The sequence below is a fragment of the Pseudomonas sp. NFPP24 genome (assembly GCF_900112095.1).
Taxonomy (GTDB): Bacteria; Pseudomonadota; Gammaproteobacteria; order Pseudomonadales; family Pseudomonadaceae; genus Aquipseudomonas; species Aquipseudomonas extremorientalis.
In genome coordinates this window covers 595,491-615,023 of the sequence record NZ_FOKD01000001.1, presented here as the reverse complement: position 1 = coordinate 615,023, position 19,533 = coordinate 595,491, and the positions used below count along the sequence as shown (strand labels likewise).

The window sequence follows — 19,533 nt, the reverse complement described above, 5'->3', positions numbered from 1 at the left end:
GTGGCGTCCTTGATAGCTCAATTTAGCGGCATCGTCCCGGAAGACTCCAGACTTCATGTCATCGACCTCGTTCAAGCAGTCCCTGCGGCGCCTGTGGGCACTGGATAAATTCAGCTACAGCATTCGGGTATTCATTGCCCTCACCGGCAGCATGGCGCTGTGCTGGTATCAGGATGAAATGGCACTGCTGATCCCGTTGTTCCTGGGGATCATCGCCAGCGCCCTGGCCGAGACCGATGACAGTTGGCAGGGCCGCCTCAACGCCCTGGCGGTGACGCTGGTGTGTTTCAGCATCGCCGCGCTGTCGGTAGAGTTGCTGTTCCCTTATCCCTTGATCTTCGCGGTCTCACTGGCCCTGGCCACCTTCTGCCTGACCATGCTCGGCGCCTTGGGCGAGCGCTATGGGGCGATTGCTTCGGCAACGTTGATTCTGTCGGTATACACCATGATCGGCGTGGACCAGCGCGGCGGCGCCGTCAGCGATTTCTGGCATGAACCGCTGCTGTTGGTGGCCGGTGCAGCCTGGTATGGCGCGCTGTCGGTGCTGTGGCAGGCGCTGTTTTCCAACCAGCCGGTGCAACAGAGCCTGGCGCGGTTGTTCCGTGAGCTTGGACGGTACCTCAAGCTCAAGTCATCGTTGTTCGAGCCAATCCGCCAGTTGGACGTGGAAGCGCGGCGCCTGGAACTGGCCCAGCAGAACGGTCGCGTGGTGGCGGCGCTGAATGCGGCGAAGGAAATCATCCTGCATCGCGTGGGCAATGGTCGACCCGGTTCGAAAGTCAGCCGTTACCTGAAGCTGTACTTCCTGGCCCAGGACATCCACGAACGCGCCAGCTCGTCGCACTACCCATACAACGCCCTGGCCGAGGCCTTCTTCCACAGCGACGTACTCTTCCGTTGCCAGCGCCTGCTGCGCCAGCAGGGCAAGGCCTGCCAGACCCTGGCCGAATCGATCCAGATGCGCCAACCGTTCATCTATGACGACAGCTTCGCCGAAGCCCTGGGCGACCTCAACGCGTCCCTGGAGCACCTGCGCATCCAGAGCAACCCAGCCTGGCGCGGCCTGCTGCGTTCGTTGCGCGCCCTGGCGGCCAACCTGTCGACCCTGGACCGCCTGCTCGGCGACGCCAGCAACCCCGACAGCCTGGCGGACGCCACCGACAGCAACCTGCTCGACCGCGCCCCGCGCAACCTTAAGGAAATGTGGACGCGCCTGCGCACGCAGATGACGCCGACGTCACTGCTGTTCCGCCACGCGTTGCGCCTGTCCCTGGCGCTGACCGTCGGCTACGGCATGCTGCATGCGATCCACGCGTCCCAGGGCTACTGGATCATCCTCACCACGCTGTTTGTGTGCCAGCCGAACTATGGCGCCACGCGGCGCAAGCTCGGCCAGCGGATCATCGGCACGGCCATCGGCCTGACCGTGGCCTGGGCACTGTTCGACTTGTTCCCGAGCCCCCTGGTGCAATCGATGTTCGCCATTGCTGCCGGCCTGGTGTTCTTTATCAACCGCACCACCCGCTACACCCTGGCCACCGCCGCCATCACCTTGATGGTGTTGTTCTGCTTCAACCAGGTCGGCGATGGCTACGGACTATTCCTGCCACGCCTGTTCGATACCTTGCTCGGCAGCCTGATCGCCGGCCTCGCGGTGTTCCTGTTCCTGCCGGACTGGCAAGGTCGCCGCTTGAACAAAGTGCTGGCCAATACCCTGACCTGCAACAGCATCTACCTGCGCCAGATCATGCAGCAGTACGCCGCAGGCAAGAGCGACGACCTGGCCTACCGCCTGGCCCGACGCAACGCGCACAACGCCGATGCGGCGCTGTCCACCACCCTGGCGAACATGCTGATGGAACCGGGGCACTTCCGTAAGGAAGCGGACGTGGGTTTTCGGTTCCTGGTGTTGTCGCACACTTTGCTCAGTTATTTGTCAGGGCTGGGCGCGCACCGTGAAACCCAATTGCCGGCCGAGGTGCGTGAGCATCTGATCGATGGCGCCGGCCAGACCCTGGCGGCGAGCATCGATGAGATCGCCACGGGGTTGGCCAACAAGCAGCCGATCGCGATCCAGAGCGATGCCGAAGAAGCGCTGGCGGCGGACCTGGAGCAGATGCCGGATGAGATCGATGAAGGGCAGCGGTTGGTGCAGACGCAGTTGGCGTTGATTTGCCGGCAACTGGGGCCGTTGCGCACCTTGGCGGCGCATTTGATCAAGGACACCAGCGCGGCCTGACCTGTGGCGAGCGGGCTTGCCACAAGAGGCGCCCGCTACATACCGTGCTGCTTCATCAACCGCTCATAGCTACCGTCAGCCTTCATCTTGGCAATCTCCCGATCAAACCCGGCCACGATCTGCTCATGCTCCGGGTTCTTCAGGCTGACCAGGATATGCAGGCTGTTTTCGCTCAGCGGCTGGGGCAAAAACTCCACCGCATTGCGCACCCGCGCCGACTCGCGCGACAGGTAATAGCGCGCCACATACTCATCCTCCAGCGTCAGCCGCACCCGCTGCGCCGCGAGCATGCGCACGGCCATGGCGAAGTTGTGCACCGGGACTTTCTGCAACTGCGCATCCCCATCGAACGCCGCCGAATAGGCATAGCCACGCACCACGGCGATGGGATAGTCGTGCAATTGCGCAAGGTTCTGGAATTCGATGGGATCGTCGCGGCGCTTGATAAAGCGCACACGGTTGAGCAGGTATTCACCTGAGAACTGGCCCAGTTTCGTACGGGCATCGTCGTACCAGGCGTTGATCAGCACGTCATAACGGCCGTCGCCCACCCCCATCAGCGCACGGGCCCAGGGCACTTGCTCGAAGTCACTGGCATAACCCGCACGGGCCAGGGCGGTACTGACGATATCGGTGGCCAGCCCGCCGTTGATCAAGGTGGAATCGGTAAAAGGCGGCCAGGCATCTGCCACCAGACGCAGGCGCTGCGCGAATGCCGGCTGGGCCAGCAGCAACACTCCAATCAAAGCAACGGCACGAGAGAATCGCGGCATGCTCAAAGTCCTTGGCAGGCAGGCGGTGGCCTTGGCTCAGGCGCGGCCCGAGGTTCTAACAGTAGCTCAGATTACACAAAGAAACCGGCGCCGAACGCACTCAATGATGGCAAATTGATTTCACTCACAAAAATAGTTGATTTAGACAGCGTTGCCCGCTGCGCTTACTATCCGCAACAGACATTGATAAGAGAACTGGCCATGACCGTTGAATGGGTGTGCAAACACCACGATGACCTGGGCAAGGAGCAGCTTTACGCGATCCTGCGCTTGCGCAACGAGGTGTTTGTTGTCGAGCAGAAATGTGTGTACCAGGATCTCGATGGGCAGGATTTATCGGGCGACACCCACCACCTGATGGCGTGGCAGGACGACCAACTGGTGGCGTACCTGCGCCTGCTGGACCCGGAATCCCAGGGCGGCGACGTGGTGATCGGCCGCGTGATCGTAGCGCCGGTGGCGCGCGGCACCGGGCTGGGCCATCGGATGATGGAAGAGACGCTCAAGCAGATTGCCGATACGTGGCCCGAGACACCGATATTCCTGTCAGCCCAGGCGCATTTGCAGGGGTACTACGGGCGGTATGGTTTTGTCGTGGCAGGTGAGGAGTACCTTGAGGATGATATTCCACACATCGGCATGCGAAAGGACTAGGGATAACCCAGCACCTGCTTGATCTGGCCGAGGTTCGCCTCGATCCAGCGCCGATCAATCGCGCCCCAGCTGCGAATCCGATAGTGCCCGGCATGGTTGCGGGCACCGTCTTCCTGCTCGAACTCACACACAATGTCCAGGTCGGCCAACGCCGCAATGGTGTCCTGCGCCGTACGCCGGGGCATGCCGGTGGCGTCGGTCAGGGCCGGGACGCTGCTGGCCTGGCCGCTGTCGATCAGGTAGGCCACGTACAGGCGGCGGTAGAAGCTGCTCTTGGTCTTGCTCACATCCATGGTCGGTTGCCTTGTGCGGTCAGGGTTTGCCCAGCAGGTCGCGGTACGTGAGGTACACCCGCAGGTCGAATTCCACCTGATGGTAGCCCGGCATCATGTACTCGCAGAGTTTGTAGAACGCCTTGTTGTGGTCCGACTCCTTGAAGTGTGCCAGTTCGTGCACCACGATCATGCGCAGGAACTGCGGCGCGGCCTCCTTGAACAGCGCAGCAATGCGGATCTCTTTCTTCGATTTCAGATTGCCGCCCTGTACCCGCGAGATGGTGGTGTGCAGGCCTAGGGCGCGATGAGTCAGGTCCAGGCGATTATCGAACAGCACCTTGTCGATGGCCGGCGCATTGCGCAGATGTTCCTGCTTCAAGGCCAGGGCGTAGGCGTACAGGGCCTTGTCGCTCTGCACCGCGTGGCGTTCGGGGTAACGTTGCTCCAGGTAGGCACCCAACTGGTCCTTGGCGATCAGTTGGCGCACTTGTTCCTGAAGGGCGGCGGGATAGGCCTGGAGGTATTTCAGCGCGGTCATGGGGTCTGCAACAGATTCGGATAGGCGCCAGTGTAACGAATTCAGCGCAGGCGAGCGTGGCACCAGTGTGCCACTTCCTCAGCCACCAACGGCTGCGCCGCCATCGGCCCCTGAATGAAAGGGCAGCCATTGGCCTTCAGCCATTGGGCCTGCTCCTGGGTTTCCACCCCCTCAGCCACCACCACTACATCAAAATGCCCGCACAGCTCGATAATGCTGCGCGCCATCACCTCATCCCGCGCTGAGCCTGGCAGGCGAGCGACCAATTGCGGGTCGAGCTTGAGGGTGTCGAAGGCCAGGTCGCGCAGATGCGCCAGGGAACAGTTGCCCAAGCCAAAGTCATCCAGGGCGGTGCGCACGCCGATCTGGCGCAGCAACTTGAGCTGCTTGATCGACTCTTCAAGGTTGCTCATCAGGCAGTCTTCACTGATTTCCACTTCCAGTTGCCGCCCCTGCAGCCCATGTCGCTCAAGCACCTGCTGCAGTTGGCTCGCCAGGTTGGGCATGTTGAACTGACTGCTGCTCAGGCTCACGCTCAACACCAGTTCATCATCCAAGCCGGCGTGCCAGGCCTGGAGCTGGCCGCCGACCTGCTGGTAAATCCAGGTGCTGAGTTGGCTGATCAGCCGGGCTTCTTCCAGCAACGGCAAAAACAGACCGGGCGGCACATCACCGACACTGGGGTGCTGCCAGCGCAGTAGCGCTTCCACGCCGCGCACACGTCCGTCCGCCAACGCCACCTGGGGCTGGTACACCAGGGTGAACTCCTTGTTTTGAATCGCCGTGCGCACGCCGTCTTCCAGCATCAGGCGCGAACGGGCGCGGCCGTTCATTTCCTGGTCGTAATAGCGATATTGCTGACGACCTGCGCGCTTGGCTTCGTACATGGCGATGTCCGCCGCGCGCAACAGGCCGTTAACGTCCGAACCGCAATCCGGGAACGTGGCGATACCGATACTGACACCGAGCATCACATCCAAACCGTCAACCTGCTGGCAGATAGACACCCGTTCGATCAGTTTTTCCGCAATCTTCGCCGCCTGCTCGGGGAACTCCAGTTCCAGCAGCGCGGTGAACTCATCGCCGCCCATGCGCCCGAGAATGTCGTAGGAACGCAGGCAACCCTGCAACTGCTCCGACACCCAGCGCAGCACCCGGTCGCCGGCGTCATGGCCGAGAGAATCATTGACCCGCTTGAAGCCATCAAGGTCCAGGTACAGCAGCACCAGAGACTGCTCGTTGCGCTCGCTGCGCAGCAAAATGTTCTCGGCCGCCTGGTAAAACCCGCGCCGGTTCAACAGCCCGGTCAGCGGGTCGGTGACTGCCTGGAACTCCAATTGTTGATGCAGGTGACGCACTTCGGACATGTCCAGCACGGTCACCACCATGGCCTTCTGTTCGGCCGGCAGCGGCGCACACGACAACGCCACCGGCACCTGCTGGCCGCGGCTGGTACGCAGGATCGCATCGTGCAAGCGCCAGGTCTGGCCCTGGCGGTAAGCGAGGTACATCTCGAACCCCAGCCAGGCCGGCACATGGGGTTTTTGCAGGAAGCTCAGGAAACTCTCGCCTCGCAACTCGGCCATGGTAGCGTTCAGCAGTCGCGAAATGGCCGGGTTGGCATACTCGATCACACTGCCCTCGCCCACCACCAGAATGCCTTCGGCGGCGTTGTCCAACACCGAGGCATTGAACGCCCGTGCGGACTCCAGCTCATGAGTCAGGCGCTGCAAGGCCCGGCGATTGCGCTGATGCTCCAGCAACGCCTGGACCTTGGGTTTGAGGATATGCGGGTCGAACGGTTTGAACAGGTAATCGATGGCGCCACTGGCATAGCCTTCGAGTACTGCGGCGGGCGACTGGGCATTGGCGGTGAGGAAAATGATCGGGGTCATGCGCGTGCGCTGGCTGCCACGCATCAGGCGCGCCACCTCGAAGCCGTCCATGCCGGGCATCTTCACATCCAGCAGCACCAGGTCGACTTCGTGCTTGAGCAACTTCTCGAGGGCTTCCACACCGGACGCGGCGGTCACCACATGCCAGTCTTCACGCTGTAACAGCGCTCGCATGCTGAGCAGGTTCTCTGGGTAGTCATCGACCACAAGAAGAACCGAATGACCATCGCCGTGGTGTGGAGCGCATTCCATGCTACGTCTCTTCCTTAGGACTACTCCGGTCATTTCTGACAGAAAACCCGGACAAACACTGAGGCCTCACTCTAGCCCCGGTTCAGAAAAAGCAGAAGTAACCTCAGTGCCATCATTGCGCCAAAGTTCAGGAAGCCGACTAACGGTCAATCGCTACAAGCCACGAACCACGGGAAACATGGCTTTTTGGCATTCCTTTGGCGCCAATAAGTTGCCAGCAATGATTTAACAAGACGGTTAACACCACCTATAAAGAACCTGTCTGGCCCAAGGGCCATAGCCTACACCCCTCTGTAAAAAGGCCTACGCCATGATCGACCTATCCACCTGGAACCTCAGCATCCCTGTCGGCTCTCCACCCGCGACCATCGAAACCCCCAGATTGATGAGCGGCTTCAACGACCAATATTTCCAGGCCGAAGGCAGCAACGTCCAATTCTGGACCCCGGTCACCGGCACCCGTACCGAAAACGCCATTTACCCGCGCAGTGAATTGCGCGAGACCTACGCCGATGGCCGCCTGCGCAACTGGACCTATCCGGATGCGGACAACTTCCTGCGTGCCACTCTGGCCGTCAATCAAGTGCCGTCCTCCGGCAAAATCGTGATCGGGCAGATTCACGCCTATGACAGCCAGAAACCACTGATCAAGCTGGAGTATCAATTCAAGGAGAAGACCCAGACCGGCAACATCGTCGCCAAGGTGCGCATGCGCCCGGATGAAGATGAAGGCCGGGTGATCACCGTGGCATCTAATGTGCCGCTGGAAAAAACCTTCACCTATGTGATCAACCTCAACAAGGCTGGGCTGCTCAGTGTGTATGCGGCGGACGGCGAGTGGAACGAACGCATCGGCGCGGCGTGGGGCGCCAAGCCGTTGTATTTCAAGGCGGGAGCGTATGTGCAGGACAACAGTGGCGACAGCAAGGAAGGGGCGCGGGTGACGTTTGCCAAGTTGGATATTGATCACGAGTAAGATTACTTCAATCATCCCCCGCTACGGCGGGGGAATGATTACTTGGATATAACGAACTTCGACGATCGTCTTACCCCTATAGCAAAACAGCATAAAAAAATAGTATTTCTTGCAGTGCGCACCCTAGCGCACATCTCATAAAATCATGTGCGTCCGACTCATGTACCCATTCAGGAGTTAAACACATGCCAACGATAGCCACCATTAACCAACCTGCCGTCTCGGGGTTTGGCGCCGGGTCGCAACCAAAAATATACAATGCCACCCCACCTGGTTCTTTTGCGACGCCGCCCCAAAACATGCCAGTTGTCACCAGGCCCTTCAGGTATCTCGTCTTGTCGCACTTTTTGAGCAACAACACCAGGATAGGCGATGTGCTGACTTATTACTGCTACCCTGTGCCGTCCGCAGGTCTTCCTACGATGTTTCTGGAACAAATAACTCTTACTGCCGCGCTGCTACAAATTTACATCAACAATAAACGCGAACATTTTGAGAAGGAAATACCCTGCTACCTTCCAAACCCAGGAGTCTATGATGTTTACTGGGAGCTTGAAAATGCATCTCAAACATATACGGAGATCGGACAGAACCTGAGATTTACAGTTGTATAACTAGAGTAATTACTAAGATGGCTTATCCAATACCTGAAAAACTATTGCGTTACCCACGATGAAAAACTGTTCACTGCCCTTAGAAAATACTTTACACCTATAAGAAACCCGCATTTCTGCGGGTTTTTTTGGCGCTATTGGCTTAGTTCACCTTAGCGTTCAACTCACCTTTCAAATACCGCTGATACATCGCTTCCAACGAGATCGGCTTGATCTTCGAAGCATTGCCGGCAGTACCGAAGGCCTCGTAGCGAGCGATACACACATCACGCATCGCGGTCACGGTCGCACCGAAGAACTTACGTGGGTCGAACTCGCTCGGGTTGGTGGCCATCAGGCGACGCATCGCACCGGTGGACGCCAGACGCAGGTCGGTATCGATGTTGACCTTGCGCACGCCGTACTTGATGCCTTCGACGATTTCTTCAACCGGCACGCCGTAGGTTTCTTTGATGTCACCGCCGTACTGGTTGATGATCGCCAGCCACTCTTGCGGCACCGAGGAAGAACCGTGCATCACCAGGTGGGTGTTGGGGATGCGCTTGTGGATTTCCTTGATGCGGTCGATGGCCAGCACGTCGCCAGTAGGTGGCTTGGTGAACTTGTAGGCGCCGTGGCTGGTGCCGATGGCGATGGCCAGGGCGTCGACTTGGGTCTTTTTCACGAAGTCGGCGGCTTCTTCCGGATCGGTCAGCATTTGGCTGTGATCCAGCACGCCTTCGGCACCGATGCCGTCTTCTTCGCCGGCCATGCCGGTTTCCAGGGAACCCAGGCAGCCCAGTTCGCCTTCAACAGACACGCCGCAGGCGTGGGCCATGGCTACGGTTTGCTGCGTGACGCGCACGTTGTATTCGTAGTCGGTCGGGGTCTTGCCGTCTTCGCCGAGGGAGCCGTCCATCATCACCGAGCTGAAGCCCAGTTGGATGGAGCGCTGGCACACGTCAGGGCTGGTACCGTGGTCCTGGTGCATGCACACCGGGATATGCGGGAATTCTTCGATTGCGGCGAGGATCAGGTGACGCAGGAACGGCGCGCCGGCGTATTTGCGGGCTCCGGCCGAAGCCTGGACGATCACGGGGGAGTCGGTCTTGTCAGCGGCTTCCATGATGGCGCGCATCTGCTCAAGGTTGTTGACGTTAAAGGCTGGGACGCCGTAGCCGAACTCGGCTGCGTGGTCCAGCATTTGACGCATGCTGATAAGTGCCATTGTGTTGTCTCTCCCGGTCGAGGGTCGTTAATCGTGCAAGCCTGCCGTAGCGGCGGCTGCTATTCAAGTTATTGCAGGTCAGGGTTTGCATGCCTGACTTGCTGAATCGTTATTGCTGACTCAGAACCCAATTTGGAACCGAATCTAATGTGGGAGGGGGCTTGCCCCCGATCGCGGTGGATCAGTCAAATGACTCATCACTGACAGACTGCTATCGGGGGCAAGCCCCCTCCCACATTTGGACCTCATTTGTCTTGAGATCGTGGTCTTACTGCGCTTTGCAGCCGCGCCCAATCAAATCATCGGTGGCAACCCAGTAAACCAGGCCTTCCTCACCTTTTGTGTGAAACGCCAATTGGTCGTTGGCATACAGTACGCCCGAGGCGGCAACGTCCTGTTTGAGGCGGTAGACCTGGTCGGAACCGCCGAGGCGTACATCCACCTCGGATTTAGCCGGGTTGGCAAAGCGCCAGTTGACCTCGGCCTTGCTGTCGCAGGTCCAGGTGGTCCACTTGTCGGCCGTTTCGGCCTTGCCGTTGAACATGTTCATGCTGCAGCCGGCCAACAAGGCCAGGGCTGCCAGGGCGAAAACGCCTTTCATTGCCAATCCTCACAGGGCGACCATGGCCGCCGCTGCTGTCGGTTAGTTGATCAGACCCGTCAAGGGCAACCCTGTTCCTGACCGTTGGGCGCGGAGTCGTATTTCTCCAGCCGTTCATTGCCGATGCGCTTGTTGATCACCGGCATGGTTTCGGCTTGCCAGTCGGCCTGGTAGCAGCTCTTTTTCTGCCCGGAGGCAGGTTCATCTGCCGCAGACTTCGCGTTCGGCGTGCTGCCGCAGCCGGCCAACAGGCCCGCTGCGATCACCAATGCCAACGATTTGATCATGGGAATACTCCTTTTCCGGATCACGAGCCTCAGCCTTTGGCTCGGGTTTCCAGCACTTCAACGGCCGGCAGTACCTTGCCCTCGACGAATTCGAGGAACGCACCGCCACCGGTAGAAATGTAGGAGATCTGCTCAGCAACGCCATATTTATCGATCGCCGCCAACGTGTCGCCGCCACCAGCGATGGAGAAGGCCGAGCTTTCGGCAATGGCGTTGGCCAGCACTTTGGTGCCGTTGCCGAACTGGTCGAATTCAAACACACCAACCGGGCCGTTCCACAGGATGGTCTGCGAAGCTTTCAGCAATTGAGCGAAGTTGGCCGCTGTTTGCGGGCCGATATCCAGGATCATGTCGTCGGCGGCCACGTCAGCGATCAGCTTGACGGTGGCTTCGGCGCTTTCGGCGAATTCCTTGGCCACTACCACGTCCACCGGCAGCGGAACGCTGACTTTGGCGGCGATGGCACGGGCCGTGTCGAGCAGGTCTGGCTCGTAGAGGGACTTGCCTACCGGGTGACCGGCGGCCGCCAGGAAGGTGTTGGCAATGCCGCCGCCGACGATCAGCTGGTTGCAGATCTGGCTCAGGCTGTTGAGCACGTCCAGCTTGGTCGACACCTTGGAACCAGCGACGATGGCCGCCATAGGTTGGGCCGGCGCGCCCAGGGCCTTGCCCAGTGCGTCCAGTTCAGCGGCCAACAGTGGGCCAGCCGCAGCGACCTTGGCGTATTTGGCTACGCCGTGGGTGGAACCTTCGGCGCGGTGGGCGGTGCCGAAGGCGTCCATCACGAACACGTCGCACAGTGCCGCATATTGCTGGGCCAGTTCATCACTGTTCTTTTTCTCGCCCTTGTTGAAGCGCACGTTTTCGAACAGCACGATGTCGCCGGCCTTCACGTCCACACCACCCAGGTAGTCAGCCACCAGCGGCACGTCGCGGCCCAGGGCTTTGCTCAGGTAGTCGGCCACAGGCTTGAGGCTGTTTTCGGCGGAGAACTCACCTTCGGTCGGGCGACCCAGGTGGGAGCAGACCATCACGGCCGCGCCTTTTTCCAGGGCCAGCTTGATGGTCGGCAGCGAAGCCAGGATTCGCGCATCGCTGGTGACTACACCGTCCTTGACTGGGACGTTGAGGTCTTCGCGGATCAGTACGCGCTTACCTTGCAGATCGAGGTCGGTCATCTTCAACACGGTCATGGGTCGCAGTTCCTGAATTACTGTTGATGAGGTTGTTTAGAGGCGATGTGCAGATAATGTTCCGCAACATCCAGCATTCGGTTGGCAAAACCCCATTCGTTGTCGAACCAGGCCAGGATGTTCACCAGCCTCGGGCCGGAAACGCGGGTCTGGCTGGCATCGACAATCGCCGAATGCGGGTCATGGTTGAAATCACAACTGGCGTGGGGCAACTCGGTGTAGGCCAGCAAGCCTTTGAGCGGGCCGCTGGTGGCGGCATCGCGCAGGATCCGGTTGACCTCCGTCGCGTCAGTATCACTGACGGTCTGCATGGTGATGTCCAGGCAGGACACGTTCACCGTCGGCACCCGTACGGCTTTGGCCTGGATTCGCCCGGCAAGTTCCGGCAGCAGTCGCTCGATCCCACGGGCCAGGCCGGTGGACACCGGAATCACAGACTGGAACGCAGAGCGCGTACGGCGTAGGTCCTCGTGGTGATAGGCGTCGATTACCGGCTGGTCGTTCATCGCCGAGTGAATCGTGGTGATCGACACATAGTCCAGGCCGATCGCCTGATCCAGCAAGCGCAACAGCGGCACGCTGCAGTTGGTGGTACAGGAGGCGTTGGACACCAGCCGCTCATCGCCGGTCAGGCAATCCTGGTTGATGCCATAGACGATGGTAGCGTCGACGTCCGCCTCGCTGGCCATCGGCTGGGAGAACAGCACACGTGGCGCGCCGGCGTCGAGAAAACGCTGGCCGTCGGCACGGGTGTGGTAGACACCGGAACATTCCAGCACCAGGTCGACGCCCAATGCTTTCCAGTCGATGCCTTCGGGGGTGGCACTGCGCAACACCTGCACGCAGGTGCCATTAATATGCAGACAGTCGCTCTCGACCCGCACTTCGCCGGGGAAGCGGCCGTGGGTGGAGTCAAAGCGTGTCAGGTATTCGATGCTGGCCATGTCAGCCAGGTCGTTGATTGCAACAATTTCAAACCCGGCCGCCGCCCCTCGCTCGAACAGAGCACGCAAGACGCAACGACCAATGCGGCCGTAGCCGTTGAGTGCAACTTTGTAGGGACGCGGTTGAGGCATGGGGTTCTCGATCAAGGTGAGTTCGGTGTTGAAAGCACCATCGCTATCGCGGGCAAGCCCGCTCCCACATTAGACCGCGATCCAAATGTAGGAGCGGGCTTGCCCGCGATGGCGCCAGTACAGACAACGCAGACTGACTTAGTCTTCCAGCAGCTCTTCAGCCTGGCCCAGGATGTTTTCCAGGGTGAAGCCGAACTCTTCGAACAACGCTGGCGCCGGCGCCGACTCACCGTAGGTGGTCATGCCGATCACGCGGCCTTCCAGGCCCACGTACTTGTACCAGTAGTCGGCGTGAGCCGCTTCGATGGCGATACGCGCGCTGACCTGCAACGGCAATACCGACTGCTTGTAGCCGGCGTCCTGGGCTTCGAACACGCTGGTGCAAGGCATCGACACCACGCGCACGTTGCGGCCCTGGGCGGTCAGCTTGTCGTACGCCTGCACGGTCAGGCCCACTTCGGAACCGGTGGAGATCAGGATCAGTTCCGGCTCGCCGATGCAGTCCTTGAGCACGTAGCCGCCACGGCTGATGTCGGCGATCTGCGCGTCGGTACGCACCTGGTGCTGCAAGTTCTGACGCGAGAAGATCAGCGCCGATGGGCCGTCCTTGCGCTCGATGGCGTGCTTCCAGGCCACGGCGGATTCCACCGCGTCGGCTGGGCGCCAGCAATCCAGGTTCGGTGTGGTACGCAGGCTGGTCAGTTGCTCGACCGGCTGGTGCGTCGGGCCGTCTTCGCCCAGGCCGATGGAGTCATGGGTGTACACGTGGATCACGCGTTTCTTCATCAGCGCAGCCATGCGTACGGCGTTGCGGGCGTATTCCATGAACATCAGGAAGGTCGCGCCGTAAGGCACCAGGCCGCCGTGCAGCGACACGCCGTTCATGATGGCGCTCATGCCGAACTCACGCACGCCGTAGTACATGTAGTTGCCGCTGGCGTCTTCCGCCGAGACACCTTTGCAGCCTTTCCACAGGGTCAGGTTGGAACCGGCCAGGTCAGCCGAACCGCCGAGGATCTCTGGCAGCAACGGACCGAAGGCGTTCAGGGTGTTCTGGCTGGCTTTGCGGCTGGCGATGGTCTCGCCCTTGGCCGCGACTTCGGCGATGTAGGCCGAGGCTTTTTCCGAGAAGTCGGCAGGCAGGTCGCCGGCCAGACGACGCACCAGCTCGTTGGCCAGCTCAGGGAACTCGGCGGAGTAGGCCGCGAAGCGCTGGTCCCACTCGGCTTCGGTGGCCAGGCCTTTTTCCTTGGCGTTCCACTCAGCGTAGATGTCAGCCGGGATTTCGAACGGGCCGTGGTTCCACTTCAGGGCCTCACGGGTCAGGGCGATTTCCGCGTCACCCAGTGGGGCGCCGTGGCAGTCTTCTTTACCCTGCTTGTTCGGCGAACCGAAGCCAATGGTGGTCTTGCAGCAGATCAGGGTCGGCTGCGCGCTCTTGCGGGCGGTATCGATGGCGGTCTTGATCTCTTCCGGATCGTGACCGTCGACATTGCGGATCACCTGCCAGTTATAGGCTTCGAAACGCTTCGGGGTGTCGTCGGTGAACCAGCCTTCGACTTCGCCGTCGATGGAGATGCCGTTGTCGTCGTAGAAGGCAATCAACTTGCCCAGGCCCAGGGTGCCGGCCAGGGACGCGACTTCATGGGAAATGCCTTCCATCATGCAGCCATCACCCAGGAATACGTAGGTGTGGTGGTCGACGATGTCGTGGCCAGGGCGGTTGAACTGCGCGCCCAGGACTTTTTCAGCCAGCGCGAAGCCTACGGCGTTGGCCAGGCCTTGGCCCAGGGGACCGGTGGTGGTCTCGACGCCTGGGGTGTAGCCGAATTCCGGGTGGCCCGGGGTGCGACTGTGCAGCTGGCGGAAGCTCTTGAGGTCGTCGATGGTGACGTCGTAGCCGGTCAGGTGCAGCAGCGAGTAGATCAGCATCGAGCCATGGCCGTTGGACAGCACGAAGCGGTCACGGTCGGCGAACGACGGGTTGCTCGGGTTGTGTTTCAGGTAGTCACGCCAAAGTACTTCGGCGATATCCGCCATGCCCATCGGGGCACCGGGATGGCCGCTGTTGGCTTTTTGCACGGCATCCATGCTGAGGGCACGAATGGCGTTGGCACGCTCACGACGGCTGGGCATCGCTGATCTCCTGAGGTTTGAATATAAAAGAAACGGAAAAAAGGACCGGCATTTTCCCTCAGCCACCGCCTGCGGGCAATGACAGATAGTCACTTGAGGAGGTTTTTCCTGTGCTTTGGGCGTCAATACCTTGCAGAACCCTTCAAGCTTTTCGCCTAAAGGTTATAGCGACTGCTTATAACCGCCACTTATCGACCAATATCAAAACTTTTTGATATTGGCCTTGCGGGGATGCCCACCCGTCACTAGACTGCTGGCCTTATGAATATACCCATGCCCTCACTGCGCCCCGACGACGGCGATGAACTGGCAGCCTTGTGCAAGGCCGCTGGCGACCCGTTGCGTCTGAACGTGTTGCGCGCACTGGCCAACGACTCCTTTGGCGTACTGGAGCTGGCGCAGATCTTCGCCATCGGTCAGTCCGGCATGAGCCATCACCTGAAGGTATTGGCCCAGGCCGAGCTGGTGGCGACCCGCCGTGAAGGCAATGCGATTTTCTATCGGCGCGCCCTGCCCCACACCGAACTGCTGGGCGGCAAGCTGCACACCGCGCTGCTCGAAGAGGTGGACAACCTGAGCCTGCCGTTTGATGTGCAATCGCGCATCGGCCAGGTCCACGGGCAGCGCGCCGCCGCCAGCCAGGACTTTTTCGCGCGGGTAGCAGAGAAGTTTCGCGCCCAGCAGGACCTGATCGCTGGCCTGGCTCAATACCGCGACAGCGTACTGGCGCTGCTGGACAAGCTGAGCTTCAGCGACGAGGCCACAGCGCTGGAAGTCGGACCGGGCGATGGCGGTTTCCTGCCGGAACTGGCGCGGCGGTTTCACCAGGTCACGGCGCTGGACAACAGCCCGGCGATGCTCGACCTGGCACGCCAGCTCTGCGAGCGCGAGTCGCTGGGCAATGTCCGCCTGCAACTGGCCGACGCACTGAGCAGCACGACAATCAAGGCCGACTGCGTGGTGCTGAATATGGTCTTGCACCATTTCGCCGCCCCCGCCGAGGCCCTCAAGCAAATGGCCGGGCTGCTGCACCCCGGCGGTAGCCTGCTGGTTACGGATTTATGCAGCCACAACCAGAATTGGGCCAGGGAGGCCTGCGGTGATCTCTGGTTGGGTTTTGAACAGGATGAACTGGCCCGTTGGGCCACCGCTGCGGGACTCGTTCCCGGGGATAGCCTCTATGTAGGTTTACGCAATGGTTTCCAGATCCAGGTCCGCCATTTTCAGCGGCCGGCTGGCGACACTCACCATCGGTAAATATCAGGAAAACATCGAGATGAGCGAATACTCCCTTTTCACCTCCGAGTCCGTGTCTGAAGGGCATCCGGACAAAATCGCCGACCAGATTTCTGATGCGGTGCTGGACGCCATCATTGCTGAAGACAAGTTCGCCCGTGTGGCGTGCGAGACCCTGGTGAAAACCGGTGTAGCGATCATCGCTGGCGAAGTGACCACCACCGCCTGGGTTGACCTGGAGCAGCTGGTTCGTGATGTGATCACCGACATCGGCTACAACAGTTCCGACGTCGGCTTCGACGGTGCGACCTGCGGCGTGATGAACATCATCGGCAAGCAGTCCCCGGACATCAACCAGGGTGTAGACCGCGCCAAGCCGGAAGACCAGGGCGCCGGCGACCAGGGCCTGATGTTCGGCTACGCCAGCAACGAAACCGACGTGTTGATGCCAGCACCGATCACCTTCTCGCACCAGCTTGTGCAGCGTCAGGCAGAAGCCCGCAAATCCGGCCTGCTGCCGTGGCTGCGCCCTGACGCCAAGTCCCAGGTGACCTGCCGTTACGAAGGCGGCAAGGTCGTGGGTATCGACGCGGTTGTACTGTCGACCCAGCACAACCCTGACGTGTCCTACGCCGACCTGCGCGAAGGCGTGATGGAGCTGATCGTCAAGCACGTGCTGCCGGCCGAACTGCTGAGCAAGGACACCCAGTTCCACATCAACCCGACAGGCCAGTTCATCATCGGTGGCCCGGTAGGCGACTGCGGCCTGACCGGTCGCAAGATCATCGTCGACAGCTACGGCGGCATGGCCCGTCACGGCGGCGGCGCGTTCTCGGGTAAAGACCCGTCCAAGGTTGACCGCTCGGCAGCCTACGCGGGTCGTTACGTGGCGAAGAATATCGTCGCGGCCGGCCTGGCCGAGCGCTGCGAGATCCAGGTTTCCTACGCTATCGGCGTGGCCCAGCCTACGTCGATCTCGCTGAATACCTTCGGCACCGGCAAGATCAGCGACGATAAGATCGTCAAGCTGGTGCGTGAGGTCTTCGACCTGCGCCCTTACGCGATCACCACCATGCTCGACCTGCTGCACCCGATGTACCAGGAAACCGCAGCGTACGGCCACTTCGGCCGTACCCCTGCGCAGAGGACTGTCGGCGACGACACCTTCACCACCTTCACCTGGGAAAAAACCGACCGCGCCAACGACCTGCGTACCGCCGCCGGCCTGTAAACGCTCAAGGTGCACAAAAGCCCCGCCAGGTTCGCCTGGCGGGGCTTTTTATTGCATCGCACTTTGCGCAACCCCCCTCACACTTTTTGGATCCAAAGCTTGCAGGCCCAATGATGGCCCTCTAGAATCCGCGCCCTCTCGGGCCTCTCACCTTATTTGGATATTGCCCTGCGCCAGCCCGGGAGTTCCAAGCGCGCAGGCAATCGAACATTGAGGTTTTTCATGCGCATCTCCACGCTCGCCCCTGCCGCCCTTCTGCTCAGCCTGTTCGCCCTGCCGGTCCACGCCGCCGACCTGAGCGCACTGAGCGGTGCCCTGAGCTCGCAGCTCGGTGGCGGCAATTCCGGCGACTGCCAGAAGCAAGCCGCAGACCTGCAAACCAGGATCGATGCAGCCGAAGCCCAGAAGGACACCTTGAAAGTGAAGGCCTTCAAAGCCGCTCAAGACCAGATCAACAAAGGCTGTGACAAACTTTCCGAAGCGCAGGCCAAAGCCGATGCCAAGCAACAAACACAGGAAGCCAAGGCTGATAAACCTGACGCGGTGAAAGCCCTGGGCGGCCTGTTCAAGTAAACAGAAACACCCGGTAAAAAGCCCCGCGCTGTCGGGGCTTTTTTGTGGCCGCAGGGTTCCATTAGGCTGGGCACCCTTTTCGAGCAAGGATGCTCATGATGCGCCTACCGATAGCCCTTTTACTCAGTATTTTATCGTTCAGCCTGTGGGCCGAAGATTGCCCCGACGATGCTCGGGCACAGGTCAGCACCCTGGCCGAACAACTCCGCCAGTGGGATGACAGCTACCACCGGCTCGGCCAATCCCCTGTGAGCGATGAGCTCTACGACCAGGCCCGCCAGCGACTGGCCCACTGGCGCCAGTGTTTCCCCGACACCCCTTTGACGCCCGACAACCCACTGGCGAGCGCACGCGGTACCCGGCCGCATCCCGTTGCCCATACCGGCATGGAGAAACTGCTGGATGAACAGGCAGTCGCTGCCTGGCTGGTCAACCGCGAGGATGTCTGGATTCAACCGAAGGTGGACGGTGTGGCGGTGACCCTGGTGTATCGCAAGGGGCGCCTGAGCCAAGTCATCAGCCGCGGCGATGGAGCAAGGGGTCACGACTGGTCTGCCTCAGCGCGCAAAATCCCCGGCATAGTCCAGCAGTTGCCCGAGCCCATTGATCTCGTATTGCAAGGCGAACTCTATTGGCACCTCGGCGACCATGTGCAGTCGGCAAATGGCGGGCTCAATGCCCGCAGCAAGGTAGCCGGGTTGATGAACCGCAAGCAATTGAGCGACAGCGACGCCGCAGGCATTGGCCTGTTCGTCTGGGCTTGGCCGAAAGGGCCGGCGACATTTACCGAACGCCTCGCCACACTGGCACGCTGGGGCTTCACCGATAGCCAACGCTACAGCCATCCCATTCGAAACATCACCGATGCCTCGCATTGGCGCACCTATTGGTACAACCATCCATTGCCGTTCGCCAGCGATGGCGTGGTGCTGCACCAGGCGCAGCGCGCACCCGCCGAACGCTGGCAGGTTAATGCGCCGTATTGGGCAGTCGCCTGGAAGTACCCAGCGGCCAAGGCGTTGGCACTGGTGCGCAACGTTGAGTTCAAGGTCGGACGCACCGGACGCATCACCCCTATGCTGGAACTGGAGCCGGTACGCTTGGACGACCGGAAAATCAGCCGGGTAAGTGTCGGCTCATTGGTACGCTGGCAAGCGTTGGATATCCGACCTGGCGACCAGGTCGCGGTCAGCCTGGCGGGCCAGGTTATTCCTCGGTTGGACGCGGTCATTTTGCGCAATACCACCAGGGTGGACCTGCCAGTGCCCAACCCTGCCAAATTCCATGCGCTGAGCTGCTGGCAACTGGACCCCGATTGCGAGGAACAATTACTGGCACGCCTTACCTGGCTCAGCGGCAACCAGGGCCTCGCGTTGCCACACGTAGGTCGTGAAACCTGGAACGTATTGATCCAGGCCGGTCTAATCGCAGGCTTTCTCGATTGGTTAACCCTGGACGCGGCAGAGCTTGCTAACATTGATGGCTTCGGTGATCGCAGCCGCGAACGCCTACTCGAAAGCCTTCACAGCGCTCGGCAGCGGCCCTTTGCACAATGGCTCAAGGCCCTGGGTGTACCGCCTGCGGCACGTAACAACCTGGAGGGCGACTGGCAGACGCTGGTCGCCAGAGACACCCAGGCCTGGCTGAACATTGATGGCATCGGCCCGGGCCGCGCAGCGCAATTGAGCGCTTTTTTTCGCGACCCGCATGTACAGGCCTTGGCTGAAACATTACGCATGGCGGGGATAGACGGGTTTTGAACCCCGCTGCCCCTCGC

General features: G+C 60.6%; 18 protein-coding genes. 8 read left to right on the top strand and 10 right to left on the bottom strand.

Going from position 1 to position 19,533, the window contains the following annotated elements; all coding sequences use genetic code 11:
* Positions 1–55: 55 nt before the first annotated feature.
* On the top strand, positions 56–2,239 hold the full coding sequence (gene yccS, locus BM026_RS02860; RefSeq protein WP_093120715.1) for a YccS family putative transporter: 2,184 nt from the start codon (positions 56–58) through the stop codon (positions 2,237–2,239).
* A gap of 35 nt (positions 2,240–2,274) precedes the next feature.
* Here the strand turns inward: yccS and BM026_RS02855 are convergent, their stop codons facing one another.
* Positions 2,275–3,012, bottom strand: coding sequence for a substrate-binding periplasmic protein (locus tag BM026_RS02855; protein WP_071490320.1), 738 nt, complete (start codon positions 3,010–3,012; stop codon positions 2,275–2,277).
* A 201-nt stretch (positions 3,013–3,213) separates the two neighbouring features.
* Here BM026_RS02855 and BM026_RS02850 point away from each other — a divergent pair, with 201 nt between their 5' ends.
* A complete protein-coding gene (locus tag BM026_RS02850) occupies positions 3,214–3,666 on the top strand; it encodes a GNAT family N-acetyltransferase (protein WP_092242104.1) in 453 nt (150 codons plus the stop codon).
* Here BM026_RS02850 and BM026_RS02845 read toward each other — a convergent pair.
* Genes BM026_RS02845 through BM026_RS02835 form a run of 3 tightly spaced genes read right to left on the bottom strand, consistent with a single transcriptional unit; the run spans position 3,663 to position 6,626 of the window.
* Positions 3,663–3,959 (bottom strand): winged helix-turn-helix domain-containing protein, encoded by a 297-nt coding sequence (locus BM026_RS02845; protein WP_033898013.1) that lies wholly within the window; start codon positions 3,957–3,959, stop codon positions 3,663–3,665. The two genes, BM026_RS02850 and BM026_RS02845, sit on opposite strands and share 4 nt — an antisense overlap.
* 19 nt (positions 3,960–3,978) lie before the next feature.
* Entirely contained in the window at positions 3,979–4,479 is a 501-nt protein-coding gene (locus tag BM026_RS02840) for a M48 metallopeptidase family protein (RefSeq protein ID WP_058426613.1), read from the bottom strand.
* 41 nt (positions 4,480–4,520) lie between these two features.
* Positions 4,521–6,626 carry a putative bifunctional diguanylate cyclase/phosphodiesterase gene (locus tag BM026_RS02835; protein ID WP_092242103.1) on the bottom strand — a complete coding sequence of 702 codons (2,106 nt, stop codon included), beginning with the start codon at positions 6,624–6,626 and terminating at the stop codon, positions 4,521–4,523.
* A gap of 310 nt (positions 6,627–6,936) precedes the next feature.
* On the opposite strand from BM026_RS02835, the gene BM026_RS02830 reads away from it, so the two are divergent.
* Together BM026_RS02830 and BM026_RS02825 are read left to right on the top strand one after the other, a co-directional pair.
* The gene (locus tag BM026_RS02830; RefSeq protein ID WP_071490323.1) at positions 6,937–7,602 is read left to right on the top strand and encodes a polysaccharide lyase family 7 protein; all 666 of its coding nucleotides are present in this window, start codon (positions 6,937–6,939) and stop codon (positions 7,600–7,602) included.
* Between the two features lie 185 nt (positions 7,603–7,787).
* Positions 7,788–8,216, top strand: coding sequence for a hypothetical protein (locus tag BM026_RS02825; protein WP_092242102.1), 429 nt, complete (start codon positions 7,788–7,790; stop codon positions 8,214–8,216).
* 142 nt (positions 8,217–8,358) lie between these two features.
* Here the strand turns inward: BM026_RS02825 and fba are convergent, their stop codons facing one another.
* The 6 genes from fba to tkt form a co-directional block, all read right to left on the bottom strand.
* Complete coding sequence (gene fba, locus BM026_RS02820) at positions 8,359–9,423, bottom strand: class II fructose-bisphosphate aldolase (RefSeq protein WP_003177554.1); 1,065 nt, start codon at positions 9,421–9,423, stop codon at positions 8,359–8,361.
* A 268-nt stretch (positions 9,424–9,691) separates the two neighbouring features.
* Positions 9,692–10,024: an MliC family protein gene (locus BM026_RS02815; RefSeq protein ID WP_093527272.1), complete on the bottom strand. Its 333-nt coding sequence runs from the start codon at positions 10,022–10,024 to the stop codon at positions 9,692–9,694.
* 59 nt (positions 10,025–10,083) lie between these two features.
* Entirely contained in the window at positions 10,084–10,311 is a 228-nt protein-coding gene (locus BM026_RS02810) for a hypothetical protein (protein WP_092242101.1), read from the bottom strand.
* A gap of 29 nt (positions 10,312–10,340) precedes the next feature.
* Positions 10,341–11,504, bottom strand: coding sequence for a phosphoglycerate kinase (locus BM026_RS02805; RefSeq protein ID WP_092242097.1), 1,164 nt, complete (start codon positions 11,502–11,504; stop codon positions 10,341–10,343).
* A gap of 17 nt (positions 11,505–11,521) precedes the next feature.
* Positions 11,522–12,580, bottom strand: coding sequence for an erythrose-4-phosphate dehydrogenase (epd, locus tag BM026_RS02800; protein WP_093527270.1), 1,059 nt, complete (start codon positions 12,578–12,580; stop codon positions 11,522–11,524).
* A 138-nt stretch (positions 12,581–12,718) separates the two neighbouring features.
* Positions 12,719–14,716 (bottom strand): transketolase, encoded by a 1,998-nt coding sequence (tkt, locus tag BM026_RS02795; RefSeq protein WP_092242094.1) that lies wholly within the window; start codon positions 14,714–14,716, stop codon positions 12,719–12,721.
* Positions 14,717–14,977: 261 nt separating this feature from the next.
* Between tkt and BM026_RS02790 the strand changes: the two genes are divergently transcribed.
* The 4 genes from BM026_RS02790 (at position 14,978) to ligB (ending at position 19,516) form a co-directional block, all read left to right on the top strand.
* Positions 14,978–15,973, top strand: a complete 996-nt coding sequence (locus BM026_RS02790; protein WP_093527268.1) for an ArsR/SmtB family transcription factor — start codon at positions 14,978–14,980, stop codon at positions 15,971–15,973.
* 19 nt (positions 15,974–15,992) lie between these two features.
* Positions 15,993–17,183 (top strand): methionine adenosyltransferase, encoded by a 1,191-nt coding sequence (metK, locus tag BM026_RS02785; protein ID WP_093527266.1) that lies wholly within the window; start codon positions 15,993–15,995, stop codon positions 17,181–17,183.
* A 222-nt stretch (positions 17,184–17,405) separates the two neighbouring features.
* Positions 17,406–17,756, top strand: a complete 351-nt coding sequence (locus BM026_RS02780) for a DUF1090 family protein (RefSeq protein WP_092242088.1) — start codon at positions 17,406–17,408, stop codon at positions 17,754–17,756.
* 95 nt (positions 17,757–17,851) lie between these two features.
* Positions 17,852–19,516 (top strand): NAD-dependent DNA ligase LigB, encoded by a 1,665-nt coding sequence (gene ligB, locus BM026_RS02775; RefSeq protein ID WP_093527264.1) that lies wholly within the window; start codon positions 17,852–17,854, stop codon positions 19,514–19,516.
* Positions 19,517–19,533 lie beyond the last annotated feature (17 nt).

Coding starts and splice junctions, on each gene's coding strand:
- yccS (WP_093120715.1), top strand. CDS start 56: ATGTCATCGACCTCGTTCAAGCAGTCCCTGCGGCGCCTGTGGGCACTG.
- BM026_RS02855 (WP_071490320.1), bottom strand. CDS start 3,012: ATGCCGCGATTCTCTCGTGCCGTTGCTTTGATTGGAGTGTTGCTGCTG.
- BM026_RS02850 (WP_092242104.1), top strand. CDS start 3,214: ATGACCGTTGAATGGGTGTGCAAACACCACGATGACCTGGGCAAGGAG.
- BM026_RS02845 (WP_033898013.1), bottom strand. CDS start 3,959: ATGGATGTGAGCAAGACCAAGAGCAGCTTCTACCGCCGCCTGTACGTG.
- BM026_RS02840 (WP_058426613.1), bottom strand. CDS start 4,479: ATGACCGCGCTGAAATACCTCCAGGCCTATCCCGCCGCCCTTCAGGAA.
- BM026_RS02835 (WP_092242103.1), bottom strand. CDS start 6,626: ATGGAATGCGCTCCACACCACGGCGATGGTCATTCGGTTCTTCTTGTG.
- BM026_RS02830 (WP_071490323.1), top strand. CDS start 6,937: ATGATCGACCTATCCACCTGGAACCTCAGCATCCCTGTCGGCTCTCCA.
- BM026_RS02825 (WP_092242102.1), top strand. CDS start 7,788: ATGCCAACGATAGCCACCATTAACCAACCTGCCGTCTCGGGGTTTGGC.
- fba (WP_003177554.1), bottom strand. CDS start 9,423: ATGGCACTTATCAGCATGCGTCAAATGCTGGACCACGCAGCCGAGTTC.
- BM026_RS02815 (WP_093527272.1), bottom strand. CDS start 10,024: ATGAAAGGCGTTTTCGCCCTGGCAGCCCTGGCCTTGTTGGCCGGCTGC.
- BM026_RS02810 (WP_092242101.1), bottom strand. CDS start 10,311: ATGATCAAATCGTTGGCATTGGTGATCGCAGCGGGCCTGTTGGCCGGC.
- BM026_RS02805 (WP_092242097.1), bottom strand. CDS start 11,504: ATGACCGTGTTGAAGATGACCGACCTCGATCTGCAAGGTAAGCGCGTA.
- epd (WP_093527270.1), bottom strand. CDS start 12,580: ATGCCTCAACCGCGTCCCTACAAAGTTGCACTCAACGGCTACGGCCGC.
- tkt (WP_092242094.1), bottom strand. CDS start 14,716: ATGCCCAGCCGTCGTGAGCGTGCCAACGCCATTCGTGCCCTCAGCATG.
- BM026_RS02790 (WP_093527268.1), top strand. CDS start 14,978: ATGAATATACCCATGCCCTCACTGCGCCCCGACGACGGCGATGAACTG.
- metK (WP_093527266.1), top strand. CDS start 15,993: ATGAGCGAATACTCCCTTTTCACCTCCGAGTCCGTGTCTGAAGGGCAT.
- BM026_RS02780 (WP_092242088.1), top strand. CDS start 17,406: ATGCGCATCTCCACGCTCGCCCCTGCCGCCCTTCTGCTCAGCCTGTTC.
- ligB (WP_093527264.1), top strand. CDS start 17,852: ATGATGCGCCTACCGATAGCCCTTTTACTCAGTATTTTATCGTTCAGC.